A 21,230-nucleotide genomic window follows, 5' to 3' on the forward strand; every position below is an offset into this window, starting at 1 on the left:
TGAAAGTATGAAGATTGTGTAAACAGAAATATTATCTGATTTGGTATAACCAATTGCAAAGAAAGGAAAATCCTCATGAGAAATCATTGGACAGAAATAGAAAAATATTTAGAAGACCAGAAGATAGCGCAGGAACTGATTGGAGAACTGAGAGATTTTCACATGCGTTATGAGGTAAAGGATCAGGTAAAGGAACGAGTAGAAAAACCGGATATCCTATTTTATGGGAAAAAGATTTTGGAAATGTCAATAGCAGCGCTTCTTCAGGGAGATAACCTGTTACTTTCCGGTGCGAAAGCTACAGGAAAAAATGTACTATGCGAGACACTGGCATGGATATTCGGAAGACCGGAATACGACATTTCTTTTCATGTAAATACAGACAGTGCCGATCTGATCGGAACGGATACCTTTATAAATAATGAGGTTCGCCTTCGGAAAGGCCCCATCTACCAATGCGCGGAATTTGGAGGATTTGGAATCCTGGACGAAATCAATATGGCAAAAAATGATGCGGTTTCTGTATTGCATGCCACACTGGATCATCGGCGCAGAATCGATATTCCAGGATATAACAGGATTTTACTTCATCCGGCAACACGATTTATCGGCACGATGAATTATGGTTACGCAGGTACCAGAGAGCTAAATGAAGCATTGGTTTCAAGGTTTATGGTAATTGATATGCCTGAAATGGATGAGGATAGTGTCCTTTTTGTATTAAGACAACATTTTCCAGATGGGAAAAAAAGTGCACTGAAAGCCTTTGCAGGACTGTTTCTGGATTTGCAGATCAAAGCTTATCATGGAGAAATCTCAACAAAATCTCTTGACCTTAGAGGATTGGTTTCTGCTGTAAAAGCAACAAGAAGCGGACTTTCTCCAATTGATGCAATCCAGATGGGGATCATAAATAAAAGTTTTGATGTATTTGAAAAAGAGATCATAGAAGATGTGGTTTCTACCAGAATCCCATCTTCCTGGACCGGAAAAGATATATGGGGGTAAGCTTGTATGGAGGATGTCAGATGGCCGGCGGAACAACTGGAAGAACATCGTCTGGAGATCAGCAATCGTATCAGAAATCTTTTTTGGACAGTCAGTGGTGATTATGATATGGAATTTGAACCGGATACAGAAAAATATGTTTATTCAAAACAAACAGTTCTGTATGAGGCAGTGAAGCAGGGTGCCTTTGCACGATATTTTGATCAGAAGAAACTTGGCATGTATTTGATGAAAAAATTACATTTTTCTGCTGGAGAAGATATGCTTTTGCCTCTTGCCGGATTATGCATGGATGCTGCAGTGAATCGTTTTATCATTCGGGAACGTTTGGGAACAAAGGAAATCAGAGAACAGGCGTTCAGAGAATTGGAAAAGGCCGAGGAAGAGCAGGTATCAGACAAAGCTGGAACAGACTTGATTCACAGGATTAGGCTTCTGTATATAAGGCATGTTCTGGAGAACACAGACGATGAGGGAATGGATCCACAGGCAGAGATTGCATTGTACAAGATTCTTTCTTTGAAGGATGCGGAAAATACAGAAGAGGTCATAAACGTGATAGATGAGATTTATAATCATGTTCTGGATCCCTCTTTTGAAAAAAGGAATGGAAATCTGGAGAAGATTCTGAATTTACCGGATATGGCATTGGCCAATGACGCGTGGCAGGAATGCATGACGGATGAACAGATGGAAGACATCATTCAAAAATATCTTTCTAATCTCAAAAAAAAGATGATGAGTCTGGATATCAGAAACAAAAAGAAAAAAAGATTTTATTTCTCTCCGGAAAATGAAGAAGTTCCGGAAAACTCGGAGAATATAAATCCACAGGCAGTGCGACGGATACGGGAATATGTGGAACTGAATTACGGAAAATCGTATCTAAGTGAATCGGAGCAGGCCAGAGTCAACCGGAAATTTTGTACAGGAATCCACAAAAACTGTATCCTGTATCTTACAGATGGAATTTTACAGAACCCTGTGATAAAAAATAATCAATACCGTTTTTCTCAGCTGCAGTTTGAAAAAAATAAAGCCTATTATGGAAATAATCACTGGATCATCAAAAGAAATATTTCTGAGTTGGCAGAGTCACTGAAACGGGCATTTATAATCCGAAAGGATGATTTTGTCAGCAGATCTGATGCAGGGCAGCTTGTTCCTGAAAGGTTATGGAAAATTGGAAGAACAGACGATGACAAGTTATTTAACAGAAAAAAGAGATCAGAAGATTCTGAATTTGTAATAGACGTCCTGATTGATTCCAGTGGTTCCCAAGCTGGCAGACAGGCTCAGGTAGCGGCGCAGGGATATATTATCAGTGAAGCATTAAGCCAGGCAGGAATTCCTCATCGGGTGACAGGATACTGTGCTTTCTGGGGATATACAGTACTTCAGAGATTTCGGGATTATGAAGATCCAAGGGAAACAAATGAAAGAATTTTTCAATTTCGGGCATATGCCAATAACAGAGATGGGCTTGCACTGAAAACCGTCTGTTCCTCTCTCATGGAGCGACCGGAAAAAAATAAGATTTTAATCGTATTAAGTGATGGAAAACCCTGTGATATGAGCATACAACGACCAGGAACCCGTCAGCCCAAGATCTATGACGGAGAAGGAGCTGTGAAAGATACTGCATATGAGGTGCGTCGGGCCAGAAATCAGGGAATTTTCGTAATTGGTATTTTTGTAGGGAATGAAGAAGAACTCTCCGTGGAAAAGAGAATCTATGGAAAAGACTTTGCCTATATTCGTAATATCAGCAATTTTTCCCGTATGGTAGGAACTTTTTTGCGAAGACAAATTGATATGGAATGAAAATGGAGGAATCACTATGGGTAAAATTGGATTTGCCAATTGCCAGGATGTAAGAAATCAGAAAAAGATACGGGAATTAGATTGTCCACGCTGTCATGAACTGGGAGGCATTGAAGCCTTTGTGAAAGACGGGATACTTGCAGAGGATGGAGTATGTGATAACTGCGGATATATTCTTCCAGAAGGAACAGAACTGGAGGAAGTGGAGTAAGAAGCATTTAAGGAGATAACAGATGAAAATTGCTGTAACTGGAAAAGGCGGAGTAGGGAAAACCACGATATCTGCAGTATTAGCACGGCTGTATGCAGAAGAAGGGAAAAAAGTATTTGCTGTAGATGTGGATCCAGATGCAAATCTTGGACTTGCACTGGGCTTTTTCAGAGGAAGAACTGGAGAGTATTACGCCTATCAGTAAAATGAGAAGGTTGATCGAGGAGAGAACAGGTGCAGATAAAAGTAATACTTTTTATAAAGTCAATCCAAAAGTGGATGATATTCCTGAAATTTACGGAAAAGAAAATAATGGTGTTCGACTTCTGGTTTTGGGAACTGGTCCTATGTCAAGATTTAGTACAAGTTAAAAAAACAAAATATCTGCTGTTGGAGCAAACTCATTATACATCAGAAAGCCCTGTACGATATTTTTTTATGAAAAAGTTGTAAAGTGGTGTAAAGATTAATAATCTTTGTATTGGCACCGAAAATATATTTATTTCTCCGCGGCTTTTCTTCCAGGATGTGAGAGTGCCGCGGAGAATTTTTTGCGAAGAAAGAATTGCTATAGCTTTTGTAATTCCGGGAAAACCTTTATCTAAGAAAAAAATACAATATTAACATGAATATCATGAATATAATATTGGAGGCTGTGAATATTCCCAAATACTTCCCTCTCAGATTCCTGTTTTCTTTTGCAATATATTTGAAACTTATCAGGCTTGCCATGGATGCAATCAGAGTGCCGAGACCTCCAATATTGGTTCCGACAATTAAAGCCCGGTAATTATCTGTAAAGCCGGATAAAAGAAGCGCAGCGGGAACATTGCTCATAATCTGACTGGCAAGAACAGCAGTAAGTGTTTCCCTTCCGGCCATGATTCTTTCCAGAAAACTGCTGAATTGCGGAATCCTTCCAAGGTTGCCGATAAAAATAAATAATGCGATAAAGGTGGCAAGCAGGGAGTAATCCACCCTGCTTATATTTTCCCTGTTTCTTAGCAGCATATATATAAGAACCAATACAAGAGGAATCTGGTATGGAATGATACGTGCAACAGTGAGCAGGCAGATTGTAAATAAGATCAGGTAAGCGGCCAGGTATTCCATGTTAAGTTCTTTTCTGTCAGAGAATCCCAAAAGAGTTTTATCTTTTTCGGAACCGCATGCGTGAGGTGCTTTGGCAGCAGCTACCTGTATCCATATCAGAAGAATGATAAGTGCTGTGGCGGAATAGGGAAGCATCAGGGTTATTAATTCTGCCGCGGACATCCCTGCTCTGGCATATAGATAAAGGTTCTGCGGATTTCCGATTGGTGTGAGCATGCTTCCGAGATTAGCAGCGATTGTCTGCATGGCTACTATTTTAAGAAGCCAGTAATTGCCCAGTTCCTTTGGCAGTTTATGCACAATGATCAGTGCAAGAGGAACAAAAGTAATCAATGCCACATCATTGGTGATCACCATTGACAGGAAGAAACATAAGAGTACCAACAGCCTGATCACACCCACAGTTCCCGATGTTCCCATAAGCAATTTTTTGGCAAGTATATCAAAAACACCAACAGCCTTCAAACCAGCTACAATTGCCATCAAACAGAATAGGAGCCCGAGAGTCCTGAAATCGATATAAGTAAAATAAGCCTTATCCGGTCTGACCCAGAACATAGAAAGAAGCGCCAGGATCACTGCAATTGACAAAACGGTTTCTTTCCTGAAAAAAACATATAATTTTTGTAACATAATATTTCCTTTCCGGTCTGATACGATCGCGTATAAGTATATCACAGAAACATCCAGAAAAAAAGAATATCATTTTGTATTGTGGATTGTGTTTGCGATTACCGCCTCATTCCTGTATAATAAAAATGTTATCAATGGCGACATCATTTCAAAAGTTCAGAATATGAAAGGAAAACGTTTTGGAAGAACTATACAGAAAATATCAGGGAAAAACAATAAAAGATGACTATGGGAAAAAATTCCAAGGAATTTATAGATTTTGCAAATGACATGAAAAAGAGCATGAAAATTAATGCCGCAAAATATGGATTAAGGCTTATTACTTTTGAGACGGGGCATTACGATATGTGCGGATATTTTAAGGACAACGAAACAAAAAAAGTATGCATATTTTTCATTCCATGAATGCAGGAACCACCCCATAGATTTCGACATGATGAACTCTAAGGGATTTCTCGTCCGTTCTGCAAAAGGATTGAACGATTGCACTGGAGGATACAACAACTTGTTGCGTATCTGCGTCATCAGAATCTTTATGCGATAAAAGAAAAGTGCCAGTACGGATCCATTCAGGTTCCATACAGTTACTATGACTGCGGTATACCGGATTATTTTACGAGTGTACCGCTGCACTGGCACAGTGAAATGGAATTAAATTACATAAAATCTGGAAATGGTTTTTTCAAATACGAGGATCAGACCATCTCTGCCAAACCAGGAGACATCGTTCTGATCCAGCCCAACGTCCTTCATGCTATCATGTCGGATGAGCACAGCTCTTTTTTTTATGATACCATTGTTTTTCATCAGAATACGCTGGTGGGAAGTTACGATGACCGTTGTTATACAGATATTCTGCTGCCGATCTTTTCTTCCAGACGAAGAGTTCTGGTCCCTGTATCTCAGGCCCCCCGGGGTATCATGAACTCCATGATTCGGTCCGGACTATTATGCAGTGTGCGCACAAAAATCTTGCAACGTCTGATCTGTTACTGAAAAGCGAATTGCTTCGCTTATTTTATCTGCTGGCATCGACACCGGGACTCTGCACCGAACACACGGTTTCGACAGAATCTCGGATGACCGAAACACTTCGGCCTGTTCTCACTTGTATACAGAAACATCATTCTGAATCTGTCACCATAGAGCAGCTGGCAAAGATCGCTCATATGAGCAGCAGTTACTTTATGAGCTGTTTCAAACAGAATTTCGGTCTCGGAGCCATTGAATATCTGAATCAGGTACGTATCCGATCAGCATGCGACCTTCTGCGCAATACGGATCGCAGTATCTCCGACATTGCTTTCGATACCGGATTTCATAACCTTTCAAATTTCAATCGACAGTTTCGCACCAAGGTAGGATGTTCTCCTCAGACTTACCGAAAAGAATCCGTTCTTTCCTGATAGATCCAGTAAGTGATCATCAACATGATCCAGGCGCCGATCCAGGCAGATACTTCTGCCAGAGCAACACCACGAAAAGCCAGATATGGAGTCAGCAGCTTTACCATGACCACTCGAAGAGACACTTCCAGGACTCCTGAAAGCATCGGAACAAACGTATGTCCCATGCCCTGACACCCGTTGCGGAACACAAACAGCCATCCCAGAGGAAACAGACAGATGCCTGTAACCGCCAGAAAATCTCTTGTGTAAGAAATAATCGACGCATCATTCAACATGAAAGAAGTCAGAAACTCAGGAATACACAGCAACATCAAAGCCAGTGGAATATTTATCAGGATCGTCAGGATAACTCCTTCCCGGATACCGGTACGTATCCGCTCCTTTTTTCCGGCACCATAATTCTGTCCCACAAAAGTAAGAAGTGCCAGGCCCACTGTATTTGCCGGCTGTTCAAAAAGACTGAGGATCTTGGTGCATGCCGCATAGGCAGCCACATAGCTTGTTCCCATATTGTTGACAAATGTCTGCAATACCATTCCACCCACTGCAGTGACAGAATTCATAACGGCAACAGGCAGACCTTTCAATGTCAGTCTTTTGATGATTACACTCTGTGGTTTCCAGTCCGTTTTTTTCGGGATCAGATTTTTTTCCCTTCCTATGTAGTAACAGCAGTAAAGCGCAGACAGAACCTGTGCCAGAACAGTGGCTAACGCTGCGCCAAAAACACCCATATGCAGCGGAAAAACGAATAACAGATCCATCAGAACATTAGCAATGGCGGAAATTATCATTGCAACCAGAGGCACCCGGCTGTTTCCGACGGAACGCAGAAGTGTCATGGCAAAATTATTAAAAATTGTAATGGTGGTTCCCGCAAGAATTGTTCCGAAATATTGCAGTGTTTCCGTCATCAGATCTTCCGGTGTATGGAGAAATGTAAATAATTGCCGCATGAAGGCCAGACTTACCACTGTGATCAAAATCCCAATAGCCAGACAGATCCAGACAGACATTGCCAGCTCCTTACGAAGTTTTTCATAATTGCCACTTCCAAAAGACTGAGAAATACAGATTCCCAATCCTCCTGTCAGCCCAATTGCGAAACCAATGATCAGAAAATGTACGGAACCGGTATTTCCGACTGCTGCAAGTGCCGTATCGCCAATTCCTTTTCCCACCACCATAGAGTCTGCAAAGCTGTATAACTGCTGAAACAGATTTCCTGCCAGGATCGGCAGAAAAAACTGTACCAGTAAACGCATGCAGTTTCCCTGCGTCATATCATTTGTCGTGTTCTTACCCATTATGTTACCTCCTGATGTCTAAACGGTACTCTCCAAATACTGTCTGCTTTTAGCCAGTATTTTACTACTGAAATGATACTTTTTCTATGACATTACTATGCTGAAATATTAGCAGAAAGTTTCTTGTTTAAATTTTTTATGATGTTTTCAGAGTTATCTTTTGAATAATATCTCATTTTTGCTGCCGATAAATAGTCCATAATAATACCTCCTCTTCAAAATTAATTCTATCATAAAATGACATATAAATCTAATAAAGATATGCTTAAAAGACAAGAGTTCATAATGATTAGTGAACATCATAATATTTTTAGAGTAGCATCCAAATATCACAAACCGATTTGATGAGGAGAAAATACCAGAGCAAGATCCACCCGTGTATTACAGTATTGTCATTTTGACAATTTTGTATTACTTACGAGTAGCAGACTTGATGGGGATTACGTCCCCATACCCACGTGAAAATATAATTGCTGGCAATTATATTTTAGCAGATATGCAGGCATATCTGGATAAGCGTCACAGACAACAAAATAAGGAAATTTTGATAAGGCATTCACCTGGAATAGGTGAGTGTTTTTTTGTTTTTAAGTATTCAATTAACCGAAAAAATAAAAAAATTTTCCTCAGGGGGCTGTAAAAATGCCTCTCAGCGTTTCGTATTAATGAAAGGGTATTTTTTGTAGGAAAAATAAAAAATTTTCATCAAAAAAATGACAAAAAAGAAAAAATAGTACAAAGGAGTCAGCTGTGTGACCACCTTGTCGGAAGGAGAGATACTATGAATGCAGAAAGCAATGAAATGCTTCCTGTTAGTGAGAAGTATATGTTCACCATCAAGGAGGCAGCAGCTTATTTTAATATTGGTATAAAGAAACTGAGAAGAATTGCAGAGGATAACCTTGGAACGGTGGCGGTGTACTGTGGAAACCGATTCCTCATTATCCGCCCGAAGTTCGAAGAATTTATTCTTAATTCTTCAGAAATATAGTTCCTTTTATCTGCCGAAAGTAGTTGCTATTACAGGGCATAAGAGCGAACATAGAATGACCCCGAAAACCCTTGAAAACAGCCACTTTTGACAGAAAGGAAGTACTTTTATGGCAAGACCAAGTTTAGCAGAAAAGGATATTTTGAATCCTTCAGAGGCAATTGAATATTTTGTTCTGAGCCGGAGAAAATTTTATGATTTATTGAATAATACGGATGGAGAAGATTTTCTGGCATACTACGGAGAACGCAAGCTGATTCTTCGGGTAGCCTTTGAAAGGTATCTGCATAACCATCCAGAACTAAGGAGGCGGGTATAATGGCAAAGTCAGGAAGAGGTCAGACAAGGCGGGATTCCAAGCGTAGAGTATTAAGACCGGGAGAAAGCATAAGAGCAGACGGAAAATATCAATATAAATATCACATTGATGGAAAACCACATTTTGTATACAGTTGGAAACTGGAGCCTACGGACAAACTTCCAAAGGGCAAGAAACCATGCCTTTCCCTTCGTGAATTGGAAAAACAGGTAAACACAGATTTAGATTTGCTTATAAATATCGTGGACGGACAGATGACAGTCTGTGAACTGGTAGACCGATATTTGAAAACAAAGACCGGAGTAAGGCAAAGCACGAAACAGGGATATGTTACAGTACAGAGATTGCTTGCGAAGGAAACATTTGGCAAAAAGACGATACGAAGTGTGAAAACTTCCGATGCAAAGCTGTTCCTTATAAAATTGCAACAGGAAGATGGGAAAAGCTACAGTTCCATTCATACCATCCGGGGAGTGCTGCGACCAGCCTTTCAGATGGCGGTGGATGATGACATTCTGGTAAAGAATCCATTCGGATTCCAGTTTGCCGGGGTATTGGTAAACGACGCAGTCACAAGAGAGGCAGTCACAAAAGAGCAGATGAGAAAGTTCCTAAAGTTTGTGCATGACGATGTGGTGTACTGTAAATACTATGAAGTGGTGTACATACTCTTTCATACGGGAATGCGAATATCGGAATTTTGTGGACTGACACTAAAGGACATTGATCTTGAGAACAGAACTGTAAATATCGACCACCAATTGCAGAGAACATCGGATATGCGATACATCATAGAAACTACAAAGACGGATGCCGGAACAAGAGTATTGCCGATTACAGAGGATGTGGCACAGATGTTTCAGGCAATTATTGAGGACAGAAATGCACCGAAAGTGGAGAAAACCATAGACGGATATAGTGGATTTCTATTTTACGATGATAATGGAATGCCACTTGTGGCAATGCACTGGCAGCACCGCTTCAACCATATGGTCGGTAGATACAATGACATTTACCGAGTGCAGATGCCAAACATTACGCCTCATGTATGCCGACACACCTATTGCTCGAATATGGCAAAATCGGGAATGAATCCAAAGACGCTGCAGTACCTCATGGGGCATTCGGACATCGGCGTTACCATGAACACATACACCCATTTGGGGTTGGAGGATGCGAAAGACGAGATGATTCGTATGGAGGAACTGAACGCTGCCAAGAAGGAATTGGAAAAGACCATTGGGGAGAAGCCTGTGACTCAGAAGATGTTCAAAGTAGTATAGAAAGAATTTTGATATGAAAGGGTAGTTGCTTGGATTGAATCCGAGCAACTGCCCTTTCTGCGTTATGTGGCTGTTTTTATTGTGACGTGGGAGAAATTGTGGTAAACTGATGAAAGATTAAAAGGCTGGAGTAATGGAGGTGTGAATTATTGAAAAAATCTTTGTATAGACAGGTAATGTTTGTGTTATTAATGATTTGTCTCATGCTACTTATAGCAATTGCAATTAAAATAGAGGTTTTTAAGGGACTTAGTACATGTGTTGTATTTAAAACGATAGTATCAATTATGAAGAATTCGTATGTCAGCAGCATCTTATGTAGTATTTTAGCGGTTTTGATTATTTATATTACTCAGGTCTATCATAGTAAAAAGATGCTGAAGAAGGATTTTAGATGTAATGAGATTATAGAAGATGTTTATGATGGAATAGAAATATATTGTAAGTTGAAGGACGAAATCCCTGAAAAAGTGGAAAGAATGCCGGATGAAGATGTGCTTGATAAGAGAAGAAGAGAGTCATTGATGTTCTATGAATTTTATAAAAAGAATAGTGGTGATGTGGATATAATCACCTTGAGTTTGTCTTATGAAAATAATGATCTTCTTATTGATTCAGTACAGTCTTGTTTTCTTATTAATCTAAATTTTAAGCTGCTTAGTATTGTGAATAATATAAAAAATAGATTGCCAAATTTGAGGAAAAATTATCCGGAAATCAAGGAATTATACAAAAAATATGAATTGGAGAAAAATGAAAAGGAACTAAACGATTTAGGAAATAGGTTATCTACTTATTTTATAGATTTGCGTTTTATGGCTATGTATTGGAATGAACTGTTAGATTATTTAGGTTATGATCCAACTTATATAAAAATGTTTATTAAAATTTATAATTCAAAATATGATACTATGGAAGATATCAAGCAACCTGCAGAAGTGCGTAATTTGAGAGCCAAAGAAGTTGATAAAGCAGTCAGAAAAGCTATATGGCAGTATAAGATAAAACACTTTTGGGATAAATAAAATCTTAGCGGTAGTAAAACACCCCGATTTTTACTACCATTTTACTACTACAGCCTGCCGTAACTTGCTCCATTTTGCCCTGTTTCGGGAAAACTGTGACAGAGTAGATGCTGTTACACCCTAAAAACAGGCGAGATAAATCGGAGCAAATCGGTGCAGGACAGCGCATTTTAGGAGGAATTACATTTTGATAAAAGTATTATTTATCTGCCACGGCACTACCTTAGCAAAATTCTGAAAAACCTTGATTTTACAGTATATTTTTGAACCAGTAGGGATGTTTTACTAAGTTTTTACTAAAGAGGAATCCCTAGCACGAATTTAGAAAAGTAACATATAGTATGACCTTATTAATTGGTAGAACAATTGGTAAGGTCCTTTTTTATTTCAAGGAGGTTCAAAATGAAAAGTACAGCGTTAGGAGCAGAAAACATTATTTTTATCAGTGATGCACATGAAAAATTCTACTATGAAAAATTACAAGAAGTACGGTATCAGGATGTGTACCATAAGGCATTGTGTTATTGTCTGGGTATTAATGGAGATACCAGAAAAAATGCTGACAGAATTTATAATTTTAAAACGGGGTCTGTTAAAACGAAATGTTTACATGAAGGATGGCAGACAAGCGGTAGCTTAAAAGTGGTAAGGATGGCATTTAATCTGTACTGTAACAGCACGCCAAGCGTTTGGGATTATGAAGATGCAGAGGAACAGGTAAACGAGTGCAGACAGTATACAGTAGAGGATATCTTCTGCTGTGTATATGCACCATATTTTTGGCAGGCAATACAGATCCGTTATCCGGAATATGTAGTGTACAATCAAAAGTTACATGCCATGCTTGGAGGAATAGATTAATGCTGAAAGTGAGACTGATGGGAACAAAAAATGATATTGCATGGTTTCAGAAAATCCTGCAGCGTCATCCTAAAATTGAAGTTATGGAATTATCGGAACTTTATTCCAATAAAGGGACGAGCAAATATTATAGAGCTTATGCTGAAATTGAAAAAAGTAATGTAAATAAAAAATAGTAGAAAAACAGGAGAATTATATCATGTGCAAAATAATCGCAATCGCAAATCAAAAAGGTGGAGTAGCAAAGACTACAACCACTATTAATCTTGGAGTAGGACTGTCTAAGGTTGGAAAACGTGTAATGCTGATAGATGCTGATCCACAGGGACATTTGACAATGGGACTTGGTTTTCCAAAGAACTTAAGGGTAACATTGAAAACAATGATGGAAAATATCATTATGGGATTAGAATTTGATCCCAGGGAAGCAATTTTACACCATGAGGAAGGAATAGATGTAATTCCATCTAATAAACTTCTTTCGGGAATGGACATGTCATTATTTACGGTAGAGGACAGAGAAAAAGTCTTAAAAGAATATCTGGAACTTTTGGAAAATGATTATGACTATATCCTGATTGATTGTATGCCCTCGTTGGGAATGATGACAATTAATGCGTTAAGTGCAGCTGATAGCGTTTTGATTCCGGTGCAGCCTCAATACTATGCGGCAGATGGCCTCATGGAATTACTGAAAGTTGTGAAAGGCATTCATCAGAGATTTAATCCTGATTTACAGATTGAAGGGATTCTGTTTACAATGGACAGCAGTCATTATAATAATTCAAAGAGAAATAAGCAGGCAGTACGAGATGCTTATGGAGCAGAGATTATAATTTTTGATCAGACAATTCCAAGAACAGAAGCTCTTGCCGAAACTGCATCAGAAGGTGTCAGTATTTTTTCTTACGATGCAAAAGGAAAAGGTGCGTACAGTTATCAAGCACTTGTCCAGGAGGTGCTGAATCATGCGTAAACCTAAGAAAGAAATTCAGCTTACTTCTTATGATGAATTGCTTGGAATCAATGAAGCTGAACAGAATACTCTTAATCAGATTGTTGAAGTGCCATTAAATGAGTTACATCCTTTTAGAAATCATCCATTTCATGTAAATGATGATGAAAAAATGGCTGAAACAGTAGAAAGTATCAAGAATTATGGCATCTTAAATCCTGCATTGGTACGTCCTCGCGCAGAGGGAGGATATGAACTGATTGCTGGTCACAGGAGAAAACGTGGTTGCGAACTGGCTGGAAAAAGTAAAATGCCAGTACTCATACGGAACTATACCGATGATGAAGCCGTAATCGTTATGGTGGATTCTAATATACAGAGAGAAAATTTGCTTCCAAGCGAAAAGGCATATGCTTATAAGATGAAGATGGATGCAGTAAAACATCAGGGCATAAAAGACGAAAACGCAGCTTCTGTTGACAGTGCAGATCTGGTTGGACAGGCTGCCGGTGACAGTGGAAGAACCGTTCAGCGTTACATACGCTTGACCTGTCTTATTCCGGAATTGCTGAAATTGTTGGATGAAGGAAAGATTAATTTTACAGTAGGTGTTTCATTAACCTATTTATCAGAAACGGAGCAGATTTGGGTGAAAGACTGCATAGTGTCTGGAGCAAGCTCTGTTACAGGTTCAATGGCGACAAAACTGAAGCAATACAGCGATGAAGGTAATCTGACAGAATTAGCGGTACAGCTTATTCTGAATGAAAAGAAAACAGAGACAGGAAAAGTTACTTTAACTGAAAAGAAAATACGAAAGTATTTTCCAAAGGAATATAACAGAGAACAGATTGAACAGGTTATCTATGAACTGCTTGATAACTGGAAGAAAAGCCAATAACGAGGGAAGGAGGGAAAGCAAAATGGCAAAATCCGAAAGCACAAAAATAGAGTTTGGTTATTTTCACGATTATGAATCGGAACAGTTTGCTTTTTACCGTATTCCCAAAGTATTATTCACAGATGAATATTTCCGTAATCTGTCCAGCGATGCAAAGGTTCTTTATGGGCTGATGCTGGACAGAATGGCTTTATCTATCAGACATCAATGGTTTGATGAAGAGGGTAAGGTTTATATTATTTTTACTGTTGAACAGGTTATTCAGTATATGAATTGTGGAAGAGATAAAGCAATGAAAACGCTTGCAGAACTGGATACCAAAAAGGGAATCGGATTAATTGAAAGAGTCAAACAAGGATTTGGTAAACCGGATATTATTTATGTAAAGAACTTTATTTTAAGGACATCAAAAGATGTTAAAAACAATGATGAATCCGAAGAGAGTATTCAACAAAATCGAGAGGTCGAAGAAGTCGACTTATCGGAGTCGGAAAAATCGACTTATCGTGGTCGGAAAAATCGACTTCAAGGGGTCGGAAAAACCGACTTCAAGAGGTCGGAAAATACGACTTATCGTGGTCGAAAAATCAGAACTACAGAGGTCGGAAAAATCGACCCAATTAATACTAAATATAATTATACTGATATTAGTAATACGGACAGGAATAATACTGATCTTATCAATCTTTCAGATTCTTCCGAACAGCAGTCAATGGATTTGATGGAAGAGATGGAGTTATTCCAGATGAATACTGCACTTGTAAAAAGAAATATTGAATATGACTGTCTTGTACAACGATGCAGACTAGGGGAACAGCAACAGTTGGATGAAATTGTGGCACTAATTGTGGAAACAATCAGCATAGAACGGGAGAATATTACGATCAGTGGAGTGAAATACCCATATCAGTTCGTAAAAAGCAGATTATTGTTGCTGGAAGAAAGCCACATAGAGTATGTACTTGATTGTCTGCATGAGAATACCAGGGAAGTAAAGAACATAAAAGCGTACTTGCTTACCTGTCTTATGAATTCAATAACGACAATAGGCAATTATTACCAGGCAAAAGTAAATCATGATATGTACGGAGGTGGCATATGAGAGGAAAAGAAATTATAACAAAATTGATAATTCCTGGTGCAATAGCTATGATTATCTGCTTAATTGTTCACCCTATGTGCATGAATGGTGAAATATTAGACTGGAGAAAATTATTGCTTTTTGTGGGAATACCTTTCGGAATCCAGAAAATGTTTTTGCTGGTCGTTCCAAGAAATGTGGGGACAGGGGAAATGCTTGGTTTGGTGGTACTTAAACTGATGGTAGGAAGTTTGATTGGAATAGGGGTTCTTGCCTGGAGATTATTAGCTGTAGCAGGCATTTTGCTAAAAAACGGCATTTCTGGAATTATATGGATCATAAAAAGACTGAAAGAAATGGTGATCAAAAATGAGCGAAAAGCAACTGGAAAAATTGTATTATAGCATTTATCCAATGAATCAATGTGAGACACAAAGTAAAAGTTATGAAGAGACAAAGGAACTGTGTGAAACATTAGAAAAGGAAATGATAAGTCTAATGAGTCCGGATCTGCAGGCAATGTTTGAGGATTACAAGGAATATACTTTAAATCTTAAACAAACAGAACAGAGAGACGCTTACATAGATGGATTAGCGTTTGGGATTCGCACAATTTCGGAAGCCTTTTTACATGAGAACAAAAATAGAATATGGTGATTGAAAAAGCAGTCTGTCAAGGCTGCTTTTTCTGTACCGCTTACATAGGAGGATGAGATGTGATTGATTTGATAATTATTATTATGGCAGGAATAGTGCTTTTGTTTTTGCTGTCTTGTTGCTTTATGGTTGCAAGGCTATTGGATGAGGAAATATCTATGTATGGATATGAAGGAAAAGAAAACAGGGAAAGGGAACAACTTCCCGACAAATTGTCGAGAAGTTCAACAGATGAAAGACATGGAGATAAATGAAAAGATTCGTTATTTTCGGAAACAGAGAGGGCTATCGCAGGAGCTGCTTGCAGAACGAACAGGAATTAATGTGAATACAATTCGGAAGTATGAAATAGGCATACGAAAGCCGAAAGTAGAACAATTAAAGAAAATTGCGGATGGACTTGAAATTAGTGTAATAGAATTTTTGGATATTGAAATAGAAAATGAAGCGGACTTGATTGCTATGCTGAAAAAAATCAGTCCGTTTTTTAAATGGGACGGATTGCTTCATGTATTGGTGGGGGAAAAGTTTTTATGATTGGTGTTGGAAGTGCATTGGTATCACTGTTGCTGATCTTTGTTTGTTATTCACTGACACTGACAGCGAAAAGAGCAGATGAAAATTTATTGATGATTTGTGAAAAGAATCAGAAAAATGAAGAAGAGAGAGGAAACCGAGAAATGGAATCACAGAGAGACATTTTAAGAGTAATTGAAAAAGAAATCAAAAAAGGAAGTGCGCCAGTTGCATTTGCAGGTTTGGGGGTTTCCGAGGAATGTTATCATTTGGTAGATAGTCAGGCTAAGATGAACCAACTTTTAGATTATTTTTTTCGCAATGAAGAATACGCAGCTTTGGCAGAGCGGCAGGTGAAAAGTAATATCTATGCAGAAATGGGCAAAAGGCTGAATTTCCGTAGTGCCAGATCTGATCGAGACAGAAAGAATATGGAGGTAGCGGCAAAACGATGGATTAAGAAAAAGCATCCAACATTTGATGGTGATGTATATGTCGAAAATATCCGATGTTTTCTGGACATTTCCCAAGAAGAGTTAGAAAAACGTAAATGTACAGTCAATGAACAGGATACGACAGCACTTATTTTCAGCCAGAAACATCTTGAAGCATTATACTTGCAATGTCTTATGCACAGACGAAATGCGATGCAAGAGATTCCGGAATTAAAAGGTTTGTCAGAAACGTGCAACAGGATTTATAAATTGCAGGATGTAGATGTATTATTCCAATGCCTGCTGATGGATCAGATGGATTGGGAAGAAGAAAAGTTATATGTGCAGTTCAGCACAATTTATTTATTGAAGCAGACAGTGGAAAATTAAAACCCATGACTTCTCGACAATTTGTCGGGAAGTGGAAAGGAGTCAAATTCCAATGAAAATATATCTCCCCCATCTGTTAGTACCACCGTAATTTGCGGATCAGAATCGAAAGGAGGCGTGCAAATTGCAGGAAGAAGTTACACAGAAAACAATCGCATTGTCGGTTAAAACTGCAAGAGTGACTGCCGACGTGTTAAAAAATATGCTGCGGAAGTATCTGTCAGGACAGAAGCAAAAGGGAAAGAATCCTTACAAGGTTGGAAAACAGTCATACAAAGAACTGAAAAGCCAGGGTTCTGGTTTATCCAATATTGAAATCACAGATGGAAATATCAAGTCTTTTGAGCGTGTGGCGAAGAAATACCGCTTAGATTTTGCCTTGAAAAAAGACAGTTCGACCAAGCCACCGACTTACTATGTGTTCTTTAAAGGGCAGGATACAGAAATGATGAATCTGGCATTTAAGAAATATTTGGGTGTACAGATGAATAAAAAGGATAAACCATCTATTATGAAAAAACTTATGCACTTTAAGGATGCTGTGTCTAAAGGAAAGAACAGAGAACGAGCAAGAGAACAGCAGAAAGACAGAGGGCAGAGTTTATGACGGAGAAAAAACAGCAGCATAAGAAGAAAAGAGGAAAAGTTCAGCATATCAGAGGCTCTCCGAAAAAGAGAAAAATATCTGGAAAAGCTTTTTTTTCTTCAGAGAGTATCCCAGGAAAAATTCTTGCGGATGTGAAAAATCAGATTACGGATAAGGCAAGTGAATTGAAGAGGGCAGATCAGAAAAAGCTGTTTTTAGCTAATTTCCCCTATCTGATGTTTGCTTATTTTTTCAATAAGATTGCCTGGCTGTATCGGGTAAACACCGGAGCAACTTCCTGGGATAAATTTATGAACACTATTACTTATTTTGAACTGGCATTTCGGAATCTCTGGCCAAGCTTGAATCATATGGATCTGTTTTGGGGAATTACAGGAGGCGTGGCTGTAAAGTTTATTATTATTTACCGCACGAAAAATGCCAGGAAATATCGGCTGGGTGTGGAGTATGGTTCTGCCAGATGGGGAACAGAAAAAGATATACGACCATATGCTGATCCTGAATTTGAAAATAATATTATTCTCACAGAAACAGAGAGTCTTACTATGTCAAGCAGACCAAAGAATCCGAAATACGCCAGGAATAAAAACATTCTGGTAATTGGCGGTTCCGGTTCTGGAAAAACCAGATTTTTTGTAAAGCCTAACATTATGCAGATGCACAGCTCTTATGTGATTACTGATCCAAAGGGAACTGTGCTTCTGGAAGTTGGCAGTATGCTGGCAAAAGGCAGTCCAATGACGGATGAGAATGGAAAAATCATGCGGGACAAAGAGGGAAAAGTTATATATGAACCGTATAAAATCAAAGTTTTGAATACAATTAACTTCAAAAAATCCATGCACTATAATCCGTTTGTATATATCCGCAGTGAAAAAGATATTCTAAAACTGGTAACAACCATTATTGCTAATACCAAAGGTGAAGGGCAGCAATCAGGTGAGGATTTTTGGGTAAAGGCGGAAAAACTCTATTATTGTGCCCTGATTGGCTATATCTGGTATGAAGGCAGGGAAGAAGAAAAAAATTTTAATACTCTGTTGGAAATGATCAATGCGTCAGAAGCCAGGGAAGATGATGAGAATTTCAAGAATCCAGTAGATCTGATGTTTGATGAACTGGAGCAGAAAGACCCGAACCATTTTGCGGTAAGGCAGTACAAAAAATACAAGCTGGCCGCCGGTGTTGTATGCTCTAAAAGACTTCTTAATCAAGCGGTTGGGAAGTCTCTTAGAACACACAACCTAAAACCGAAGAAAGGAGCGCAAGTTATGAGAAAAAACGAGAAAATCACTGCTCTGTACGAACGACTGAGCCGTGATGACTTTGGCAAAGATGATGACCAGCAGCGTGAGAGCAACTCCATATCCAATCAAAAAGCAATGTTGGAGGAGTTCGCCGCACGGCAGGGTTTTACAAACATTGTCCATTTCACGGACGATGGCATTAGCGGCACCTGCTTTGACCGTCCCGGATTTTTAGCAATGATGAAAGAAGTGGAAGCCGGGAATGTGGAGTACCTGTGTATCAAGGACATGAGCCGCATGGGTCGTGACTATCTGAAAGTCGGTCAGATTATGGAAATCCTGCGTCAGCGTGGCGTTCGCCTTATCGCCATCAATGACGGCGTGGACAGTGCCAGAGGGGACGATGATTTTACCCCTTTCCGCAACATTATGAACGAGTATTACGCCAGAGACACCAGCCGTAAAATCCGTTCCACTTTCCAGTCCAAAGGCAAGTCCGGCAAGCACCTCACAGGCACAGTCATTTACGGCTATCTCTGGAACGAAGCCAGAGACCAATGGTTGGTTGACCCCGAAGCCGCAGAGGTGGTCAAGCGTATCTTTGCCATGACGATTGAGGGCTACGGTCCGTATCAGATCGCCAGCAAGCTGAAAGAAGAAAAAATCCTCATTCCGTCCGCTTACCTTGCCCAGCACGGCGAGGGCGTGAACAAGAATAAGACTTTCAAAGATGTGTACGGCTGGGGTTCTTCCACCATCTGCAACCTTCTTGAAAAGCGTGAATATCTGGGACACACCATCAATTTCAAGACCCGAAAGCACTTCAAGGACAAGAAAAGCCATTATGTCCCGGAGGACGAATGGACGATTTTCGAGAATACCCATGAAGCTATCATTGACCAGCAGACCTTTGACCTTGTGCAGAAAATCCGTGGGAATGTCAGACGCTACCCGGACGGCTGGGGCGAAGCAGCTCCCCTCACAGGCTTGCTTTATTGCGCCGATTGCGGCGGCAAGATGTATGTCCACCGCACCAACAACGGCAAGCGTATCTCTCAATATACCTGCTCACAGTACAGCAAAATCCCGGTCGGAAAGCTCTGCGCCACACAGCACCGTATCAATGAAGATGTGGTGCTGTCCCTTGTCTCTGAAATGCTGAAAGCCATTGCAGAATATGCCAAGCATGACCGAGCCGAGTTTGTCCGTGTGGTGCAGGAAGCACAGTCCAGCCAGCAGACCACAGAGGTCAGGAAACAGCGGACACGCCTTGCCGCCGCAAAGCAGAGAGTTTCCGATCTGGAAGTTCTGCTCTGCAAAATCTATGAGGACAACATTTTAGGAAAGCTGTCCGACAGCAGATACGCCACTCTGGACGCTCAATACGCAAAGGAGCAAGCCGAGCTTACCGATGAAATCTCTGCTCTGGAAAAGGCTATCAGGAGTTATGAAAAGCACGAAAAGGACGCTGACCGTTTTATCGCTCTGATTGACAAATACGAGAACTTCGACAAGCTGACCATTGCCATGCTCAACGAGTTTATCGAGAAAATCCTTGTGCATGAGCGTGACCGCAAAGGCAGTATACAGACCACACAGGAGGTCGAGATTTACTTCAATTTTGTTGGGCGATTCGTTCCCCCGGCGTTTGGAGAAGCGGAGCTTACCCCGGAGGAATTAGAGGAAATCCGCAAGCGTGAGGAACGCAAGGACAGGCTTCATCAGAACTACTTGAAGCGGAAAGCCAGCGGAGCGCAGAAGCGATACGAGGACAAAATCAAGGGGAGAAAAAAGGCAGAAATCGAAGCCAAGAAAGCCGCTATTCGTGCGGAGGATATTGCAAAGGGAGTGTTCGTCCCTGTCAGCAGTTTACCGCAGAGAGAGCCGATGAAAGGAGTACAAACAGCATGAATATCACTTATACACAGAACGGCGATTATCTTATCCCGAACATCGTTATCCGCAAGACCAAGCCCCTCGGACACTACGGCAGACTTCGCAAGGCGTATCTGGAAATGCACCGTCCGATACTGTTCAATGAGCTGGTGCTATCCGGCAAGCTCTTTGAGCATTGCGCCGAGATTGACGAAGCGGCACGAAACCGCATGGAGCTGATCGTGCGGTCACTGGCAGAGCAAAACGGCGTGACCGAGCAACTAAAAGCCAAAAACCAAATGGAATGGGTGCGGCAGATGAACGCTTGCAAGGCACAGGCAGAGGAGATTGTGAAAGCGGAATTGATTTATGATTGAGCGAGGAAGTCCGGGCAGAAAACTGTTCGGACTTTTCTCATGTAGTCCAAAGTTGCGGTAGAATTGTTCACGAGTTTTATGGTACAATTTATGCGAATAAAGAAAACGGAAAATTAGAATCTAACAAGAGAATGTGGTTGTATGAAAAAATCCATATTAGTATTTTGGGCAATCGTGTGTCTGTTACCTATTCAAAGGAGGTTTAA

Annotated in this window: 25 protein-coding genes and 1 pseudogene; 24 read left to right on the plus strand and 2 right to left on the minus strand. The window is 40.0% G+C overall.

Annotation, left to right across the window (positions count from 1 at the left end):
* Positions 1-75 precede the first annotated feature (75 nt).
* From EAI83_RS00555 to EAI83_RS17800, 4 genes and pseudogenes are all read left to right on the plus strand, one after another.
* Positions 76-1,008 (plus strand): AAA family ATPase, encoded by a 933-nt coding sequence (locus EAI83_RS00555; RefSeq protein ID WP_129974449.1) that lies wholly within the window; start codon positions 76-78, stop codon positions 1,006-1,008.
* Positions 1,009-1,014: 6 nt separating this feature from the next.
* Complete coding sequence (locus EAI83_RS00560) at positions 1,015-2,832, plus strand: cobaltochelatase CobT-related protein (RefSeq protein WP_129974450.1); 1,818 nt, start codon at positions 1,015-1,017, stop codon at positions 2,830-2,832.
* 16 nt (positions 2,833-2,848) lie between these two features.
* Complete coding sequence (locus EAI83_RS00565) at positions 2,849-3,043, plus strand: hypothetical protein (RefSeq protein WP_118368392.1); 195 nt, start codon at positions 2,849-2,851, stop codon at positions 3,041-3,043.
* A 22-nt stretch (positions 3,044-3,065) separates the two neighbouring features.
* A pseudogene (locus EAI83_RS17800) lies at positions 3,066-3,384 on the plus strand (nucleotide-binding protein); the annotation flags it as partial.
* Positions 3,385-3,640: 256 nt separating this feature from the next.
* Here EAI83_RS17800 and EAI83_RS00575 read toward each other — a convergent pair.
* Complete coding sequence (locus EAI83_RS00575; RefSeq protein WP_129974451.1) at positions 3,641-4,789, minus strand: SLC13 family permease; 1,149 nt, start codon at positions 4,787-4,789, stop codon at positions 3,641-3,643.
* Positions 4,790-5,011: 222 nt separating this feature from the next.
* Here EAI83_RS00575 and EAI83_RS17090 point away from each other — a divergent pair, with 222 nt between their 5' ends.
* From EAI83_RS17090 to EAI83_RS17110, 3 genes are all read left to right on the plus strand, one after another.
* Positions 5,012-5,194: a hypothetical protein gene (locus EAI83_RS17090; RefSeq protein ID WP_092070323.1), complete on the plus strand. Its 183-nt coding sequence runs from the start codon at positions 5,012-5,014 to the stop codon at positions 5,192-5,194.
* Positions 5,195-5,272: 78 nt separating this feature from the next.
* Complete coding sequence (locus tag EAI83_RS00580) at positions 5,273-5,785, plus strand: cupin domain-containing protein (protein WP_129974452.1); 513 nt, start codon at positions 5,273-5,275, stop codon at positions 5,783-5,785.
* Positions 5,786-5,868: 83 nt separating this feature from the next.
* Positions 5,869-6,195 carry a helix-turn-helix domain-containing protein gene (locus EAI83_RS17110; RefSeq protein ID WP_274602525.1) on the plus strand — a complete coding sequence of 109 codons (327 nt, stop codon included), beginning with the start codon at positions 5,869-5,871 and terminating at the stop codon, positions 6,193-6,195.
* Here the strand turns inward: EAI83_RS17110 and EAI83_RS00590 are convergent.
* Complete coding sequence (locus EAI83_RS00590; RefSeq protein WP_118608490.1) at positions 6,168-7,505, minus strand: MATE family efflux transporter; 1,338 nt, start codon at positions 7,503-7,505, stop codon at positions 6,168-6,170. The genes EAI83_RS17110 and EAI83_RS00590 overlap by 28 nt on opposite strands.
* Positions 7,506-8,286: 781 nt before the next feature.
* On the opposite strand from EAI83_RS00590, the gene EAI83_RS00600 reads away from it, so the two are divergent.
* The 17 genes from EAI83_RS00600 to EAI83_RS00670 all read left to right on the plus strand — a co-directional run bounded on the left by EAI83_RS00600 (position 8,287) and on the right by EAI83_RS00670 (position 21,024).
* Positions 8,287-8,496, plus strand: a complete 210-nt coding sequence (locus tag EAI83_RS00600; RefSeq protein ID WP_129974454.1) for an excisionase — start codon at positions 8,287-8,289, stop codon at positions 8,494-8,496.
* Positions 8,497-8,605: 109 nt separating this feature from the next.
* Positions 8,606-8,815 carry an excisionase gene (locus EAI83_RS00605; RefSeq protein ID WP_129974455.1) on the plus strand — a complete coding sequence of 70 codons (210 nt, stop codon included), beginning with the start codon at positions 8,606-8,608 and terminating at the stop codon, positions 8,813-8,815.
* Positions 8,815-10,098 (plus strand): site-specific integrase, encoded by a 1,284-nt coding sequence (locus EAI83_RS00610; RefSeq protein WP_129974456.1) that lies wholly within the window; start codon positions 8,815-8,817, stop codon positions 10,096-10,098. The genes EAI83_RS00605 and EAI83_RS00610 overlap by 1 nt, the downstream gene beginning before the upstream one ends.
* Positions 10,099-10,247: 149 nt before the next feature.
* Positions 10,248-11,123: a hypothetical protein gene (locus EAI83_RS00615; protein ID WP_129974457.1), complete on the plus strand. Its 876-nt coding sequence runs from the start codon at positions 10,248-10,250 to the stop codon at positions 11,121-11,123.
* A 402-nt stretch (positions 11,124-11,525) separates the two neighbouring features.
* A complete protein-coding gene (locus EAI83_RS00620) occupies positions 11,526-11,984 on the plus strand; it encodes a DUF6075 family protein (RefSeq protein ID WP_005426619.1) in 459 nt (152 codons plus the stop codon).
* Positions 11,984-12,160 (plus strand): hypothetical protein, encoded by a 177-nt coding sequence (locus EAI83_RS17115; protein WP_005426617.1) that lies wholly within the window; start codon positions 11,984-11,986, stop codon positions 12,158-12,160. Before EAI83_RS00620 ends, EAI83_RS17115 begins: the two co-directional genes overlap by 1 nt.
* Positions 12,161-12,183: 23 nt before the next feature.
* Complete coding sequence (locus EAI83_RS00625; RefSeq protein WP_005426615.1) at positions 12,184-12,960, plus strand: ParA family protein; 777 nt, start codon at positions 12,184-12,186, stop codon at positions 12,958-12,960.
* The gene (locus EAI83_RS00630) at positions 12,953-13,840 is read left to right on the plus strand and encodes a ParB/RepB/Spo0J family partition protein (protein WP_059085507.1); all 888 of its coding nucleotides are present in this window, start codon (positions 12,953-12,955) and stop codon (positions 13,838-13,840) included. The genes EAI83_RS00625 and EAI83_RS00630 overlap by 8 nt, the downstream gene beginning before the upstream one ends.
* A 22-nt stretch (positions 13,841-13,862) precedes the next feature.
* Positions 13,863-14,942: a DUF6017 domain-containing protein gene (locus tag EAI83_RS00635; protein ID WP_227094344.1), complete on the plus strand. Its 1,080-nt coding sequence runs from the start codon at positions 13,863-13,865 to the stop codon at positions 14,940-14,942.
* Positions 14,939-15,325, plus strand: coding sequence for a DUF6050 family protein (locus EAI83_RS00640; protein ID WP_005426609.1), 387 nt, complete (start codon positions 14,939-14,941; stop codon positions 15,323-15,325). The genes EAI83_RS00635 and EAI83_RS00640 overlap by 4 nt, the downstream gene beginning before the upstream one ends.
* Complete coding sequence (locus tag EAI83_RS00645; protein ID WP_015541255.1) at positions 15,291-15,578, plus strand: DUF6809 family protein; 288 nt, start codon at positions 15,291-15,293, stop codon at positions 15,576-15,578. The genes EAI83_RS00640 and EAI83_RS00645 overlap by 35 nt, the downstream gene beginning before the upstream one ends.
* 59 nt (positions 15,579-15,637) lie before the next feature.
* Positions 15,638-15,832: a hypothetical protein gene (locus EAI83_RS17120; RefSeq protein WP_173717691.1), complete on the plus strand. Its 195-nt coding sequence runs from the start codon at positions 15,638-15,640 to the stop codon at positions 15,830-15,832.
* A complete protein-coding gene (locus tag EAI83_RS00650) occupies positions 15,810-16,115 on the plus strand; it encodes a helix-turn-helix domain-containing protein (protein WP_227094345.1) in 306 nt (101 codons plus the stop codon). The genes EAI83_RS17120 and EAI83_RS00650 overlap by 23 nt, the downstream gene beginning before the upstream one ends.
* On the plus strand, positions 16,112-16,918 hold the full coding sequence (locus EAI83_RS00655) for a hypothetical protein (protein ID WP_129974458.1): 807 nt from the start codon (positions 16,112-16,114) through the stop codon (positions 16,916-16,918). Before EAI83_RS00650 ends, EAI83_RS00655 begins: the two co-directional genes overlap by 4 nt.
* A gap of 124 nt (positions 16,919-17,042) precedes the next feature.
* Positions 17,043-17,525: a PcfB family protein gene (locus tag EAI83_RS00660; protein WP_117457903.1), complete on the plus strand. Its 483-nt coding sequence runs from the start codon at positions 17,043-17,045 to the stop codon at positions 17,523-17,525.
* Positions 17,526-17,740: 215 nt separating this feature from the next.
* Complete coding sequence (locus tag EAI83_RS00665; RefSeq protein WP_129974473.1) at positions 17,741-20,683, plus strand: DUF4368 domain-containing protein; 2,943 nt, start codon at positions 17,741-17,743, stop codon at positions 20,681-20,683.
* Positions 20,680-21,024, plus strand: a complete 345-nt coding sequence (locus EAI83_RS00670; RefSeq protein WP_129974459.1) for a TnpV protein — start codon at positions 20,680-20,682, stop codon at positions 21,022-21,024. Before EAI83_RS00665 ends, EAI83_RS00670 begins: the two co-directional genes overlap by 4 nt.
* Positions 21,025-21,230 lie beyond the last annotated feature (206 nt).

The sequence above is a fragment of the Blautia sp. aa_0143 genome (assembly GCF_004167315.1).
Classification (GTDB): Bacteria; Bacillota; Clostridia; order Lachnospirales; family Lachnospiraceae; genus Blautia_A; species Blautia_A fusiformis.

What these genes read in the sequence shown, in the direction of transcription:
- EAI83_RS00555 (WP_129974449.1), top strand. Translation starts at nt 76, where the DNA reads ATGAGAAATCATTGGACAGAAATAGAAAAATATTTAGAAGACCAGAAG.
- EAI83_RS00565 (WP_118368392.1), top strand. Translation starts at nt 2,849, where the DNA reads ATGGGTAAAATTGGATTTGCCAATTGCCAGGATGTAAGAAATCAGAAA.
- EAI83_RS00620 (WP_005426619.1), top strand. Translation starts at nt 11,526, where the DNA reads ATGAAAAGTACAGCGTTAGGAGCAGAAAACATTATTTTTATCAGTGAT.
- EAI83_RS00560 (WP_129974450.1), top strand. Translation starts at nt 1,015, where the DNA reads ATGGAGGATGTCAGATGGCCGGCGGAACAACTGGAAGAACATCGTCTG.
- EAI83_RS00665 (WP_129974473.1), top strand. Translation starts at nt 17,741, where the DNA reads ATGTTTGCTTATTTTTTCAATAAGATTGCCTGGCTGTATCGGGTAAAC.
- EAI83_RS00640 (WP_005426609.1), top strand. Translation starts at nt 14,939, where the DNA reads ATGAGAGGAAAAGAAATTATAACAAAATTGATAATTCCTGGTGCAATA.
- EAI83_RS00590 (WP_118608490.1), bottom strand. Translation starts at nt 7,505, where the DNA reads ATGGGTAAGAACACGACAAATGATATGACGCAGGGAAACTGCATGCGT.
- EAI83_RS00670 (WP_129974459.1), top strand. Translation starts at nt 20,680, where the DNA reads ATGAATATCACTTATACACAGAACGGCGATTATCTTATCCCGAACATC.
- EAI83_RS17115 (WP_005426617.1), top strand. Translation starts at nt 11,984, where the DNA reads ATGCTGAAAGTGAGACTGATGGGAACAAAAAATGATATTGCATGGTTT.
- EAI83_RS00610 (WP_129974456.1), top strand. Translation starts at nt 8,815, where the DNA reads ATGGCAAAGTCAGGAAGAGGTCAGACAAGGCGGGATTCCAAGCGTAGA.
- EAI83_RS00655 (WP_129974458.1), top strand. Translation starts at nt 16,112, where the DNA reads ATGATTGGTGTTGGAAGTGCATTGGTATCACTGTTGCTGATCTTTGTT.
- EAI83_RS00575 (WP_129974451.1), bottom strand. Translation starts at nt 4,789, where the DNA reads ATGTTACAAAAATTATATGTTTTTTTCAGGAAAGAAACCGTTTTGTCA.
- EAI83_RS00635 (WP_227094344.1), top strand. Translation starts at nt 13,863, where the DNA reads ATGGCAAAATCCGAAAGCACAAAAATAGAGTTTGGTTATTTTCACGAT.
- EAI83_RS00600 (WP_129974454.1), top strand. Translation starts at nt 8,287, where the DNA reads ATGAATGCAGAAAGCAATGAAATGCTTCCTGTTAGTGAGAAGTATATG.
- EAI83_RS00645 (WP_015541255.1), top strand. Translation starts at nt 15,291, where the DNA reads ATGAGCGAAAAGCAACTGGAAAAATTGTATTATAGCATTTATCCAATG.
- EAI83_RS00650 (WP_227094345.1), top strand. Translation starts at nt 15,810, where the DNA reads ATGAAAGACATGGAGATAAATGAAAAGATTCGTTATTTTCGGAAACAG.
- EAI83_RS00625 (WP_005426615.1), top strand. Translation starts at nt 12,184, where the DNA reads ATGTGCAAAATAATCGCAATCGCAAATCAAAAAGGTGGAGTAGCAAAG.
- EAI83_RS17090 (WP_092070323.1), top strand. Translation starts at nt 5,012, where the DNA reads ATGACTATGGGAAAAAATTCCAAGGAATTTATAGATTTTGCAAATGAC.
- EAI83_RS17110 (WP_274602525.1), top strand. Translation starts at nt 5,869, where the DNA reads ATGACCGAAACACTTCGGCCTGTTCTCACTTGTATACAGAAACATCAT.
- EAI83_RS00605 (WP_129974455.1), top strand. Translation starts at nt 8,606, where the DNA reads ATGGCAAGACCAAGTTTAGCAGAAAAGGATATTTTGAATCCTTCAGAG.
- EAI83_RS00630 (WP_059085507.1), top strand. Translation starts at nt 12,953, where the DNA reads ATGCGTAAACCTAAGAAAGAAATTCAGCTTACTTCTTATGATGAATTG.